The sequence below is a fragment of the Solirubrobacter phytolaccae genome, assembly GCF_027587195.1.
Classification (GTDB): domain Bacteria; phylum Actinomycetota; class Thermoleophilia; order Solirubrobacterales; family Solirubrobacteraceae; genus Solirubrobacter; species Solirubrobacter phytolaccae.
Genome location: NZ_JAPDDP010000079.1, coordinates 1 through 13,945, shown reverse-complemented (window position 1 = coordinate 13,945; position 13,945 = coordinate 1). Strand labels below are relative to the sequence as shown.

At 71.2% G+C, this 13,945-nt stretch carries 9 protein-coding genes; 6 read left to right on the top strand and 3 right to left on the bottom strand.

The window, feature by feature from the left end; all coding sequences use genetic code 11:
- The first annotated feature begins 29 nt into the window (after positions 1 to 29).
- From OJ997_RS29810 to OJ997_RS29790, 5 genes are all read left to right on the top strand, one after another.
- Entirely contained in the window at positions 30 to 743 is a 714-nt protein-coding gene (locus OJ997_RS29810; RefSeq protein ID WP_270029003.1) for an AIM24 family protein, read from the top strand.
- A gap of 78 nt (positions 744 to 821) precedes the next feature.
- On the top strand, positions 822 to 4,517 hold the full coding sequence (locus tag OJ997_RS29805; RefSeq protein WP_270029002.1) for a phosphodiester glycosidase family protein: 3,696 nt from the start codon (positions 822 to 824) through the stop codon (positions 4,515 to 4,517).
- A gap of 66 nt (positions 4,518 to 4,583) precedes the next feature.
- Entirely contained in the window at positions 4,584 to 8,213 is a 3,630-nt protein-coding gene (locus tag OJ997_RS29800) for a phosphodiester glycosidase family protein (RefSeq protein ID WP_270029001.1), read from the top strand.
- A gap of 82 nt (positions 8,214 to 8,295) precedes the next feature.
- A complete protein-coding gene (locus OJ997_RS29795; RefSeq protein WP_270029000.1) occupies positions 8,296 to 8,652 on the top strand; it encodes a winged helix-turn-helix transcriptional regulator in 357 nt (118 codons plus the stop codon).
- A 71-nt stretch (positions 8,653 to 8,723) separates the two neighbouring features.
- Positions 8,724 to 9,953: a hypothetical protein gene (locus tag OJ997_RS29790; RefSeq protein WP_270028999.1), complete on the top strand. Its 1,230-nt coding sequence runs from the start codon at positions 8,724 to 8,726 to the stop codon at positions 9,951 to 9,953.
- Here OJ997_RS29790 and OJ997_RS29785 read toward each other — a convergent pair.
- Genes OJ997_RS29785 through OJ997_RS37920 form a run of 3 tightly spaced genes read right to left on the bottom strand, consistent with a single transcriptional unit; the run spans position 9,933 to position 12,355 of the window.
- On the bottom strand, positions 9,933 to 10,634 hold the full coding sequence (locus tag OJ997_RS29785; protein ID WP_270028998.1) for an AAA family ATPase: 702 nt from the start codon (positions 10,632 to 10,634) through the stop codon (positions 9,933 to 9,935). The two genes, OJ997_RS29790 and OJ997_RS29785, sit on opposite strands and share 21 nt — an antisense overlap.
- A gap of 22 nt (positions 10,635 to 10,656) precedes the next feature.
- Positions 10,657 to 11,715, bottom strand: coding sequence for an ArsA family ATPase (locus OJ997_RS29780; protein WP_270028997.1), 1,059 nt, complete (start codon positions 11,713 to 11,715; stop codon positions 10,657 to 10,659).
- Positions 11,716 to 11,722: 7 nt separating this feature from the next.
- Complete coding sequence (locus OJ997_RS37920) at positions 11,723 to 12,355, bottom strand: LuxR C-terminal-related transcriptional regulator (protein WP_270028996.1); 633 nt, start codon at positions 12,353 to 12,355, stop codon at positions 11,723 to 11,725.
- Between the two features lie 85 nt (positions 12,356 to 12,440).
- Here OJ997_RS37920 and OJ997_RS29770 point away from each other — a divergent pair.
- Positions 12,441 to 13,945: serine/threonine protein kinase (locus OJ997_RS29770; RefSeq protein ID WP_270028995.1), on the top strand; the 1,505-nt coding region annotated here is incomplete at its 3' end.

Sequence of the window (13,945 nt, the reverse complement as noted above, 5' to 3'; positions counted from 1 at the left end):
GGGTCGTGAGTCGCTTAGGCTTGCGCCCCATGCAGACGACGCTTGGGCAGTTCAATGAGACCCAGTCACAGGACGCGTTCGCGCTTCAGAACTCGAAGCTGCTGAAAGTGCGCCTCGAGGCGGTGACCATTCAGGCCAAGCTCGGCTCGATGGTCGCCTACCAGGGGGACGTGACGTTCGAGCACGCCGGGTCCGGTGGACTCGGGCGGATGCTGAAGAAGGCGGTGACCGGCGAGGGCGTCCAGCTCATGAAGGTCACCGGTCGCGGCGAGGTGTTCCTGGCCGAGCAGGCGCAGGACATCCACCTGATCTACCTCGAGAACGACATGATCACGGTCAACGGGCCGAACCTGCTCGCGTTCGACTCCGGCATCGATTGGGACATCCGGCGCGTCGAAGGCGCCTCGGGGATGATGGGCGGCGGCATGTACAACATGGCGCTGCACGGCACGGGCTGGGTGGCGATCATCTCCGACGGCCCGCCCGTCCTGCTCAACGTCGCCGCGGCGCCGACGTTCGCCGACGCGCAGGCCGCGATCACGTGGTCCAGCGGCGTGCAGACCGGCATCCGCACCGACTTCAAGATGAAGAACCTGATCGGCCGCGGCTCGGGCGAGACGATCCAGATGTCCTTCTCCGGCCAGGGCTGGGTGCTCGTGCAGCCGTCCGAGGGCCAGGTCTTCGGCGCGGCCCAGCAGACGCAGCAGGGCGGCGGCGGCCTCGGCGGCCTCTTGAACTCCTAAACGCGGAAGCGTTGAGGGACCTCAACGCTTCACGGACAGATCACGAGATGCGCGCGGGCGTCCGTTTGGATCGCCCGCGTGCTGAAAAGGACTCTCACACTCGCGGCGGCGTTCGCCGTGCTCGCGCCGGCCGTGGCCAGCGCGCAGGGCGACCTCGCGCTCATCGACAAGACCGAGCCTGTCGGACCGGGGATCTCGCTCCGTCATCTGAAGACCGTCGACGCGGCCGGCTGGTACGACCACCAGATCCTGTCGGTCGACCTCGCCAACCCGGCGGTCAAGTCGGACTCGCTGTGGAAGGGCGCGGTCGCGGCCGGCGGCCCGCTCACCGAGTCGGCGAACAAGGCGGGTGCCGTCGCCGGCGTCAACGCCGACTTCTTCGACATCGGCAACTCGACCGCCGCGGAAGGTGGTCAGATCCTGGGCGGCACCCTGCTCAAGTCGCCCAACGGCGGCACGGGCTGGAACCACGTGGGCGTCGGCAAGGACGGCATCGGCCGGCTCGTGGACCTGACGCTCGAGGCGAGCGCCTCGCTCAAGGGCGCCAGCCACAAGGTCGTCACGCTCAACGCCGCCAACCCCGGTGGCGTCGCGGCGAACTCGATGATCGCCTTCACGAGCGCGTGGGGCACCTACGCGCGCAACCGCGGCCTGCTCGGTGTGACCGACGTCGCCGAGGTCCTGGTGCAGGACAACAAGGTGGTCTCCGTCAACGCGACCGGCGCGGGCGCGGGCGAGATCCCCACCAACGGCTTCGTGCTCGTCGGCCGCGAGGCTGCCGCAGCCGCGATCCGCGCGCTCGCCCCCGGCGACGACGTCACGCTCGCGTACGGCCTCAAGGACGACATCGCCAAGAACCTGCAGTGGGGCGTGGGCGGCAACCAGCCGCTCGTGCGCGACGGCGCGGCGCTGCCGGAGCTCGATCGAGATACGAGCGTCCACCCGCGCACGGCGATCGGCTTCAAGGACGGCGGCAAGACGATGCTCCTCGTCACGGCCGACGGTCGCCAGGCGCCCGTGCTCGGCGTCACGTTCACCCAGCTGGCGCGCACGTTCGTCAAGCTCGGCGCCGAGACCGCGCTCAACCTCGACGGCGGCGGCTCGACGACGATGGTCGCCCGCGCGCTCGGCGACTCGGGCGTCACCGTCCGCAACTCGCCCTCCGACGGCTTCGAGCGCCACGACCCGAACGGCGTCGGCGTGTTCGTCACGCCCGGCAGCGGCACGGTCGACGAGCTCATCGTCACCCCCGAGGAGCCGCGCGTGTTCCCGGGCCTCGGCCGCACGCTGACGGTCAAGGCCGTCGACGACCACGACACGCCGGTCGCTCCCGGTGACGTGGCCTGGACGGGCGCGCCGAACGGCCGCGTCGTCGCCCCGGACGACGCGGCGGGCAAGCTCACGGTCAAGGCCACGTCGGGCTCGGTCTCGACCGAGAAGGACATCCGCGTCCTCGGCAAGCTCAAGTCGCTCGAGTTGTCCTCGACGCGCCTCGCGTTCGCTGACGCGACCCCCGCCGACGCCAAGAACCTCCGCGTCACGGGCCGCGACGCCCAGGGCTTCGCCGCCCCGGTCGAGCTCGCCGACCTGGACCTCTCCTACGACCAGTCGCTGCTCAAGATCGAGCAGAACGGCGACGTGCTCAAGCTCACGCCGCTGAAGGCCGGCGGCACCGTGCTCGTCGCCAAAGCCGCGGGCGAGGAGATCAAGCTCGCGATCACGATCGGCGTGATCACCACCACGGCGTACACGTTCGACCACGAGAACGAGCTCTCGCTGTGGAACCCGAACGGCACCGACCCGGCGACGGAGTCGCTGTCGATGCAGGACGGACGCCTGAAGCTGACCTACAAGGGCAAGCGCAACATGGGCATCGCCTGGAAGACCGCGGCCACGCGCGTCACGCTGCCCGGCCAGCCGCTGAAGATCCGCCTGCGCATGTACTCCGAGCAGGCGCTGCAGTACGCGTACATCGGCTACTTCGACGCCAACGGCACGGCCTACGGGCCCCTCGGCGCGGCCGTCAAGCCGGGCTGGAACACGTACGAGTGGACGCCGCCGTCGACGGCCAAGTTCCCGCTCAAGCTCTCCTCGTTCCAGGTGATCGAGACCGGCGCGGCCAACCAGAAGGACGGCTACGTCATCTTCGACAAGCTCGAGGTCGACAACTCGGCCGAGGTCGAGAGCCCCGCCATCCCGGACCTCGAGCCCGACCCGCTGTTCTCCGTCGACGGCAAGGCCGAGGGTGACTGGTCCTTCGCGACCCTCTCCGACATCCAGTTCACGGCGGCCTCGCCGGAGCTGGCCAAGACCGGCATCGCGGCGCTGAACCGCATCCGCGCCACCAACCCGGACTTCGTCGTGCTCAACGGCGACATCACCGACCAGGGCGGCGTGGCCGACCTCAAGCTCGCGCGCACGACGCTCGAGACCGGCGGCTGCGACCTGATCCCGGCCGGCGGCGCCGAGGACAGCAACCCGAGCACGATCCCCTGCTACTACGTGCCGGGCAACCACGAGTCCTACACGGCCTCCGGCCAGGGCACCCTGGACAACTGGAAGGCCGAGTTCGGCGCCCCTTACCGCACGTTCGACCACAAGGGCACGCGCTTCATCCTGCTGAACTCGACGCTAGGCACCCTGCGCACGTCGGACTTCGCGCAGCTGCCGATGCTCGACGCGGCGCTCAAGTCGGCCGCGACCGACAGCTCGATCGACAACGTGATGGTGTTCGCGCACCACCCGGTCGACGACCCGGCCGAGACCGACGCCTCGCAGCTGACCGACCGCACCGAGGTGCAGCTGGTCGAGAAGCTCCTCACGGACTTCCGCGAGCAGTCGGACAAGGGTGCAGCCATGGTCGGCTCGCACGCCCAGATCGCCGACGTGCACCGCCTCGAGGGCATCCCGTACATCGTCCTGCCGTCCTCCGGCAAGGCGCCGTACGGCACCCCCGACCGTGGCGGCTTCACCGGCTGGATGCGCTGGACGGTCGACCGCTCCGAGAAGGCGTCGCAGCAGTGGATCACCGCCGACGTGCGCGCGTTCGCGCAGTCCGCGACCCTGACCGCTCCGGAGGCGCTCGAGGTCGGCGACTCCACGCAGCTCGAGGGCTCGATCGTGCAGCCGTCGGGCGTCCTGCCCGGCTCGCGCGTCGTGCCGCTGCGCTACCCGATGTCGGTCCGTTGGAGCGGCTCGGAGAACCTCGCGATCGGCACCGATGCGGCCGCCGCGAAGGCCGCCGGCAAGGCCGCGATCCTCGACCCGGCCACGCGCAAGCTGACCGCGCTCAAGTCGGGCGAGGTGACCGTCACGGTGACGGTCGACTCGATGCGTGAGTACACGGGCGCCGAGTCGATGGCCCCGATCACGACCTCGCGCGTGATCAAGACCCAGGTGACGAAGGTCGGCGCGGACACGCCGATCGGCGGCACCGTCCCGGCGACGCTGGCCCTGAACCTGGGCGCGCCCGTCAGCTTCGGCGCGTTCACCCCGGGCGTCACGAAGACCTACGAGCAGACCTCGACCGCGACCGTCGTCTCGACGGCCGGCGACGCGACGCTCATGGTCTCCGAGCCCGGCTTCCTGACCAACGGCGCGTTCAAGCTGGCCAAGCCGCTGCAGGTCTCGGGCCTCCCGAAGGCCTACTCGGGCCCGGTCACCAACGACGTGGCGACGATCGGCTTCAAGCAGGACATCGCCGCCAACGACCCGCTGCGCACGGGCTCGTACACCACGACGCTCACGTTCACGCTGAGCACCACCCAGCCGTAGGGTTGATTGTCTGACGTTTTCCGTTTGATCACGGCACGGGCGCGGCGGTCCACTTAGATCGCGCCCGTGCTCAAGAGAACTCTCTCGCTCGCGGCGGTGCTGACGGTGTTGGCACCGTCGCTCGCGAGCGCCGACAACCTCGCGCTGATCGACAAGACGGAGCCCCTCGGGCCCGGGATCACACTCCGCCACCTGAAGACCGTCGAAGCCGACGGCTGGTACGACCACCAGATCCTGGAGATCGACCTGGGTAATCCGGTCGTGAAATCCGACTCCCTGTGGACTGGATCGATCGCTGGCGGCGGGCCGGTCAGCGGGATGGTCAACAAGGCCGGTGCCGTCGCCGGCGTCAACGGCGACTACTTCGACATCGACTTCTCCAACGCCCCGCTCAGCGGCCAGATCATGGGCGGCACGCTGCTCAAGGGCACGGAGCGCAACAACCCCGACAAGCACGTGGGCGTGAGCAAGGACGGCATCGCCCAGCTCGTCGACATGGCGCTCGAGGCGAGCGCGACCTTCAAGGGCGCGACGCACAAGGTCCTGACGCTGAACTCGCCGAACCGCACCGGCGTCCCGGCGAACACGATGCAGGCCTTCACGTCGGCCTGGGGCACCTACAGCCGCGCCCGCGCGCTGCCCAACGCCACCGACGTGGCCGAGGTGCTGGTCGTCGACAACAAGGTCGTCTCGGTCAACGCGACCGGCATCGGCTCGGGGGCGATCCCGGCGAACGGCTTCGTGCTGGTCGGCAACGACACCGCCGCGGACGCGATTCGCACGCTCACCCCCGGCGACGACGCGACGCTCACCTACGGTCTCAAGAACGAGCTCTCGCGCAACCTGCAGTTCTCGATCGGCGGCCGCCAGATCCTGGTCCAGAACGGCGTCGCGCGACCGGACTCCGAGCTCGAGGCGGTCGTCAACCCGCGCACGGCGATCGGCTTCAAGAACGGCGGCCGCACGTTGCTGCTCGTCACCGCCGACGGCCGCCAGGCGCCGGTGCTCGGCGTCTCCCTGCGCCAGCTCGCGCGCACGTTCGTCGAGCTCGGCGCCGAGACCGCGCTCAACCTCGACGGCGGCGGCTCGACCACGATGGTCGCCCGCGCGCTCGGAGACGAGACCGCGCTGGTCCGCAACTCGCCCTCGGACGGGCGCGAGCGCAACGACCCGAACGGCGTCGGCGTGTTCGTCGCCCCCGGCAGCGGCAAGCCCGAGGCGCTCGTGCTCACGCCCGAGGAGCCACGCGTGTTCCCGGGCCTGCACCGCACGCTGCAGGTCAAGGCCATCGACGATCATCAGACGCCGGTCGCCGTCGGCGACGTCGGCTGGCTGGGCGCGACGAACGGTCGCGTGACCGCGCCGGAGGACGCCGCCAACACGATCCTGAAGGTCCGTGCCGGCTCCGGCATGGCCGCGGGCGAGGCCGACGTGCAGGTGCTCGGCAAGCTCAACTCGATGGAGCTGTCGACGACGCGCCTGACGTTCGCCGACGCCACCTCCGCCGCGCAGACGCTCAAGGTCGTCGGTCGCGACGCGCAGGGCTACTCGGCGCCGATCGAGCCCGCCGACTTCGAGCTCGAGTACGACGCGACGGTGATCAAGGTCGAGCCCGTCGGCGACGGCCTGAAGGTCACGCCGCTCAAGGGCGGCGGCACGACCCTCATCGCCAAGGCCGCGGGCCTCGAAGCGCGCGTTGCGGTCACCACGGGCATCGCGACCACGACGGTCCACACGTTCGACAACGCGGACGAGCTCTCGCGCTGGACCCCGCTCGGCACGGACGTGTCCGCGCAGACGCTGTCCATGCAGGACGGCAAGCTCAAGCTGACCTACAAGGCCAAGCGCAACCAGGGCATCACGCTCAAGGCCGCAGCGCCGCGGATCAACCTGCCCGGCCAGCCGCTGCGCGTCCGCGTGCGCCTGTGGTCCGAGCAGGCGCTGCGCTACGCCGCGATCTCCTACGTCGACAGCGCCGGCACGACCACGAGCCCGCTCGCCGACAACGTCAAGCCGGGCTGGAACAGCTACACGTGGGCGATTCCGGCCACGACGAAGTTCCCGATCCGCCTCACCGCGGTGCAGGTGATCGAGACGACCACGAACCTGCAGAAGGACGGCTCGGTCATCTTCGACAAGATCGAGTTCGACGCCTCCGTCGAGGTCGACAGCCCGCCGCTGCCGGCGCTGGTCGAGGACCCGCTGTTCTCGGCTGACGGCTCGGCGACCGGTGACTGGTCGTTCGCGACGCTGTCGGACCTCGAGCCCGCCTCGCCCCAGGCCGGGATCGCCGCGGTGCAGCACGCCCGGGCGGCCGACCCGGACCTGATCGTGCTCAACGGCGACATCGCCGACCGCGCCACCCTGCAGCAGGGCGGCTGCGACCTGATCCCGGCGGGCGGCGCGCCGGACGACAACCCGCAGACGACGCCTTGCTACTACGTGCCGGGCGACCGTGAGTCCGCGGCGATCGAGGCCTGGAAGGTCGAGTTCGGCACTCCGTACCGCACGTTCGACCACAAGGGCACGCGCTTCGTGCTGCTCAACTCGGCGCTCGGCAGCCTGCGCGGCTCGGGCTGGGCGCAGCTCCCGATGCTCGACGCGGCGCTGAAGTCCGCGGCGACGGACGGCTCGATCGACAACGTGCTGGTGTTCGCGCACCACCCGACCAACGATCCGGGCGAGCTCCACACCTCGCAGCTCGCCGAACGCACCGAGGTCGAGCTGATCGAGAAGCTGCTGACCGACTTCCGCGAGACGTCCGACAAGGGCGTGGCGATGGTCGGCGCGCACGCGCAGATCGCCAACGTCGCGCGCAAGGAGGGCGTACCGTACGTCGTGCTCCCGTCGAGTGGCAAGGCGCCGGCCGGCACGCCGGACCGCGGCGGCTTCACGGGCTGGATGAAGTGGACGGTCGACCGCTCCGAGAAGGCGTCGCAGCAGTGGCTGACCGGCGATGTGCGCGCCTTCGCGCAGTCGGCGACGCTGCAGGCGCCGGGCGCGGTCCGGATCGGCGACACCGCGCAGCTCGAGGGCACGATCGTGCAGCCGACGGGTGTGCTGTCCGGCTCGCGCGTCGTCCCGCTGCGCTACCCGATGTCGGTCCGCTGGAGCGGGTCGGACAACCTGGCCATCGGCACCGACGTGGCGGCGGCGAAGGCGACGGGCAAGGCCGCGATCCTCGACCCGAGGACGCGCAAGTTCACAGCGCTCAAGTCGGGCGAGGTGACGGTGACCGTGACCGTCGATTCGCTGCGTGAGTACACCGGCGCGGAGTCGCTCGCCCCGATCACGACGTCGAAGGTCATCCAGACGCAGGTCGGCCACGTCGGCCAGGACACGATCGTCGGCGGCGGCGTGGCCGCCACGCTCGCGCTCGCGCTGGGCACGGCGCCGACCTTCGGCACGTTTGTCCCGGGCGTGACGCGCGAGTACGACACGACCACCACCGCGACCGTCACCTCCTCGGCCGGCGACGCTGCTTTGACCGTGTCCGACCCGGGCTTCCTCGCCAACGGCACGTTCACGCTCACCAAGCCGCTGCAGGTCTCGGGCCTCCCGAAGGCTTACGCCGGCCCGGTCGTCAACGACGTCACCACGATCGGCTTCAAGCAGGCGATCGATCGCAACGACGGCCTCCGCGCCGGCGTCTACAGCAAGACGCTCACCTTCACGCTGAGCACCACCCAGCCGTAGGGCTGTGAGTTGGCCGCCGTCCTCCGGGACGGCGGCCACCTCCACTTCAGTTGGTGAAGTCTTGGGCTAGACTGTGGGTCGGATGCCTGATCCGAACTGTCCTGTCTGCCGCACCGCCGAGATCGTCTGCGGGAAGTGGACGCTGCTGATCGTGCGTGATCTGTCCGAGGGCCGGTCGCGGTTCTGCGAGCTGGAGCGCTCACTCGGCGGGATCTCGCCGCGCACGCTCTCCCTGCGCCTGCGCGCGCTCGAGGAAGAGGGCATCGTGCACCGGCAGACGTATCCCGAGGTGCCGCCGCGCGTCGAGTACGCGTTGACCGAGAAGGGCCTCGCGCTCGTCCCGATCATCGACTCGATGCGGGTCTACGGCAGCGCCTGGCTCGGCGCCGAAGGGTCCTGCGCGGAAGCGCCGGAGCCCGCCGAACCCGTCGCGGCATAGCAGCCCGCGCGGACGCTGCAAGACATCCTGCGCCGGCAGGAGCGACCGGGCGCACGCCGAATCGCCCGGCTATGCATAACCGGGCGCTGCACGACTCACTTGCGGCCTTCGTCCAGGAGGCGGCCTGGCAGCTCGCGGAGGAGGTCTCGGGCGGCGCCGAGATCCCGTTCGAGCTCGACGCGACGCCCACCCGCAGCGCCCCGCTGTACTGCTACCGCCCGCTGACCGGGCGGTTCATCGCGCAGCACCGCACGATGCTCAGCCGCCTGCCCAGCTACGCGCAGGCCGTGCGCGGGCTCGGCGCGCTCCCCGACCTGCCCGCGTACCTGACCAAGCGCGGCCGCCGCGCGCCCGCGCACGACATGCCCGATGGCGCGCTGCAGGCGTTCCTGGGCGCGATGTGGGAGGACGTGACCGACTTCGTCTACGACGACGCGCGCTTCGCCGCGGCGTACGCCGAGCTCGAGGACGTCACCTACAGCGGGTGCGCGCTGTCGCTGGTGATCACGCCCGTCGAGGGGCTCGTGATCGAGTCCGGCGAGGTCGCGCTGGGCGACGGGCTCAGCCTCGTGCGCGCCGCGACGCTCACCGACGCGCCGCAGGGGCTGGGCGAGGAGGACCCGCTCGCCACGGTCGCCGTGCTCACGCTCGAGTCCAAGGACGGCCGCGCGCTCGAGCACGCCGGGCGCCGCCTGCGCCGGCTGCAGACCGCGCTGCGCCTGTGGGACGACGCCGAGCCGGCGCTCGGCCCGGCCGCGCACGCGCGCACCGACGGCTCGCCGTGGATGGCCATCCCGCTCGCCACCGGCATCCGCCGCCCGAACGAGGACTGCCTGCTCAGCGCCGAGGAGGAGGACCCGCTGCGCGCGTTCTGCGGCCTCGTCGCCCGGCGCACGCCACGCTCCGGTGAGCTGGCGTGGGCGCTGCGCCGCTTCGAGCTCGGCTGCGAGCGCGGGAACGCGCTGGAGGCGCTGACGGACTGGCTGCTCGCCGCCCGCGCGCTGCTGGCCAACCCGGACCAGGCGGGCTACGGCGGCGTCGCCGAGCGGCTCGCCGCGATCTGCGCCGAACAGCCGGACCGGCCGCACCTGGAGGCCCGCGTCCGCGAGGCGATCTCGCTCGAGCGCGCCGCGATGGTCGGCTTCGTCAAGGCGACCCCGCAGGTCGAGGACCTCATCGCCGAGCTCGGCGGCTGCCTGCGCGCGGTGCTCCGCGACGTGCTGTGCGGCCACCTGGACCCGGCGCTGCGCACGGTCGCGGACGAGCTGCGCGGCACGAGCTCAGTCGAACAGCCGGCCTAGGAAGCGCCCGGGCGCCTCCAGGAAGGCGCGCGTCATCTGGAAGTGGTCCGTGTCCTCGTAGGCCGTCTCGGCGAGGCCGTCCTCGCGCAGCTCGTAGATCAGCGCGCCGGGATAGGCGAGCAGGATCGGCGAGTGGGTCGCGATCACGAACTGCGAGCCGGCCCCCACCAGCTCGTGGATCCGCCGCAGCAGCGAGAACAGCCCCTGGGGTGAGAGCGCGGCCTCGGGCTCGTCGAGCACGAACAGGCCGCCGTCGCGGAAGCGGTGGACGGCGAGCGCCATGAAGCTCTCGCCGTGCGAGCGCTCGTGGAGCGAGACGCCACCGTAGGAGTCGAGCAGTCGCCGCGGCCCGCCGCCTTCCTCGTCGAGCGCGTCGATCGTCGTGGCGACGTTGAAGAAGCTCTCGGCGCGCAGGAAGAAGCCGTCGCGCGGGCGGCGCGCGCCGCGCACGAGGGTGAGCGCGTCGGCGAGCGGCGGGACCTCCTCGCGCGTGCTCGCGCCGAACCCGAGCGAGCCACCCTCCGGTGCGAACCCGGCCGCCACCGCGATCCCCTCGACCAGCGTCGACTTCCCGCTCCCGTTCTCGCCGACGAGGAACGTCACGCCGGGCGCGAGCGGCAGCTCGTCCAACCCCGTGAGCGCGGGGATCGTCCACGGCCACCCCGTCCCGCGTTCGCGCACCCGCACGAAGCGGATGAGCGGCTCAGGCGAAGAGGTGCGCGCGGACCGCGGCAAGGCCGTCCAGGTCGTGGACGTCCTCGTCCAGCTCCGGGACGATCAGCGTGGGCGGGTCCCCGAGCCGGGAGCGCAGGCGCGCCACGTTCGTCGCGTCGCGGGCGGCGAGCGCGCCGAGTTGCGCCGTCGCGGCGCTCACCCGCTCGGCCAGGGCCGGGCCGAGCTCGCTGGCCACGGGCTCGGGCAGCGCTTCGTCCGGCGGCTGGTGGACGCGGTTGACGACGAGCCCGCCGAACGGCATCGCCGCCTCGCGCAGCTTGCGGTGGAAGAAGATCGCCTCCTCCACCGGGTCGTGGCGGGGCGCGGTGACGATCAGGAACGTCGTCGCCGGGTCCTCGAGCAGCGCGCCGACGCGCCGCGCACGCTCGGTGAAGCCGTCGATCATCCCGCCCAGCGAGCGGAAGAACCCGCTCAGGTCCTGCAGCAGGTCCACGCCCGTCACCTTGCGCAGGACGCCGAAGACGAGCCCCGTGCCGCGTCCGAGCAGGCCGGCCGGCTTGAGGAACATCCGGATCGCGCGGCCCTGGAAGAAGCGCGTGAGCCGCCCGGGCGCGTCGAGGAAGTCGAGCGCGTTGCGCGACGGCGGCGTGTCCAGCACGAGCACGTCGAACTGGCCGGACTCGTCCAGCTCGTAGAGCTTCGCGATCGCCGTGAACTCCTGCGAGCCCGCCACCGCGCTCGAGAGCTGCTGGTAGATCCGGTTCTCGAAGACCTCGTCGCGCGTGCGCGCGTCCGGCGCGAGGCGCTCGATCAGCTCGTCGAACGTGCGCTTGGCGTCCAGCATCATCGCCCACAGCTCGCCCTCGGCCTCGCACTCGACCCGGTGCGGCTCGTTGCCGAGCGCGTCGAGCCCGAGCGCCGTCGCCAGCCGCTTCGCCGGGTCGATGGTCACCACGGCGACCTTCTTGCCGCGCTCGGCGAGCCCGAGCGCGACGGCCGCGGCGGTGGTCGTCTTGCCGACGCCGCCCGACCCGGCGCAGATGACCATCCGCTTCCCCTCGAGCAGTGGCTCGAGCGAGGTCAGCACGCGGACGTCAGATCAGGCCCTCGCGCACCGCGAACGCGACGGCTTGCGAGCGAGAGCGGGCGTTGAGCTTGGTCACGACGTCGTGCAGCACGTTCTTGACGGTGCGTTCGGAGTAACACAACTCCTGCGCCACCTCGCGCGTCGGATGGCCGGCGGCGATCAGCGACAGGACCTGCTGCTCGCGGTCCGTGAGCTTGGCCGCGACCGGTCGCGCGGCGGCGGCCTCGGCGTTCGCCTGGTGGTTGGCCAGCAGGTGCTCGAGCAGGTCAGGGGTGACCACGCCGGTGCCGTTCGCGGCGGCCTTGACCGCCGTGGCGAGCGTCTCCGGCGTCAGCTCGTCCTTGCGCAGATAGCCCACCGCACCGGCCTGCAGGGCACCGACCACGGCCTCTTGGCCGCCGTCGGACGAGCACACGATCACCCGCGCCCCCGTGGTCTCATGGACGGCGGTCAGGAAGTCCCTGCCGCCGGGGAGCTTGGGGTCGAGCAGGACGATGTCGGCGCTGTGCAGCGCCGGGTCCTCCCACGCGTCGCGCACGGACTCAGCGCCCGCGACCGCCTCGACGTCTTCGAGAAGGTCCAGACACGCCACCAGCCCCCGCCGGTAGATCGTATGGGTGTCGAGGACGAAGAGTTTCACCCTTGTGGGTGGTTGCCTGCGAACAAATCCCTGGCGATACTACGACCGGTGCCTCAATTCGGTCAAACAGGGGAACGCAGGACGAATGCCTGAGGTCATGAAGACGGTCGGCCGCTACGAGATCCTCCGAGAGGTCGGTCGCGGCGGCATGGCGATGGTGTACCTGGCCCGGCAGACGGACCTCGACCGCTTCGTCGCCCTCAAGGAACTGGGGGCGTTCCACGCCTCGGATCCCGCATTCGCACAACGTTTTCTGCGTGAGTCGCGGGTGGCGGGATCGCTGTCGCATCCGAACGTCGTGACCGTTCACGACTACTTCGAGCACGACGGCACGCCGTACATCGCGATGGAGTACATCGAGCGCGGCTCACTGCGTCCACATGTCGGGCGGATGACCATGGCGCAGATCGGCGGGGTCCTCGAAGGGCTGCTCGCCGGCCTCACTCACGCCGAGACGCACGAGATCGTGCACCGCGACCTCAAGCCCGAGAACCTCATGGTCACGGCCGACGGACGCGTGAAGATCGCGGACTTCGGCATCGCCAAGGCGACGACCAAGATGCAGACGGGCGCGTTCCTGACCGCGACCGGAACGACCGTCGGCACGCCAACTTACATGGCCCCCGAGCAGGCCATGGCCCAGGACATCGGTCCGTGGACTGACCTGTACTCGGTCGGTTGCATGGCCTTCGAGCTCTTCACGGGCAACGTCCCGTTCCACGACTCGGACGCCCCGATGGCGATCCTCCTGCGCCACGTCAACGAGGAGATCCCGACCGTCCGGTCGGTCCGTCCCGAGGTCGATCAGCGCATCTCGGACTGGATCGAGCGCCTGCTGGTCAAGGAGCCCGAGGGCCGTACCCAGAACGCGCAGGACGCGTGGGACGACTTCGAGGAGATCCTCATCAGCCTGCTCGGCCCGCGCTGGCGCCGCGAGGCGCGCCTGGTCGAGCGGCGCACCGAGGACACCAACGGCTCCAAGCCGCTCACGCCGGCGCCGTTCCAGGGCACGAGCGTCAACGGGGGCGAGGCCTCCCAGGAGTTCAAGTCCTTCGCGTGGGGCGCCCCCGCGGGCGACACGGGCGGCTCGCCCGCCGCGCCGCCGATGTGGACGCCGCCGCCGTCGGAGGCCACGCCTTCGATCCCGGAGCCGGTCGTCGGCCCGCCGACGCCGATGCCCTCGCAGGCCATTCCCGCGCCGCTGCCGGTCGAGGAGGAAGAGCCGACGGGCGTCACGGGCTTCGTCACCTTCGGCGTTCCCGCGCCCGCGCCGCCGAGCGACGTGCTGCTGCCGTCGCCGGACGCGCCCGCCGCTCAGCCCGAGGGCTTCGTCGCTCCACCCGCGGACGTCGCGCCGCCCGTCGAGTTCGAGACCTACGTCGCGCCGCCGCCGTCGCGGCCGCCGACGAAGGAGCCGCCGACGCCCGCGCCGGGCCCGGTCGAGGCCGCTCCGCCTCCGCCCGTCACCCCGCCGACGCCGCGCGAGCCTGCGAAGGAAGACCGCAAGGCCGGCTTGGCCGGTGCCGCCGGCGCGGCCGCGCTGGCCGGAGCCGCCGCGGCGCCCGCGTCCGCGTCCGAAGTCGGAGGCCA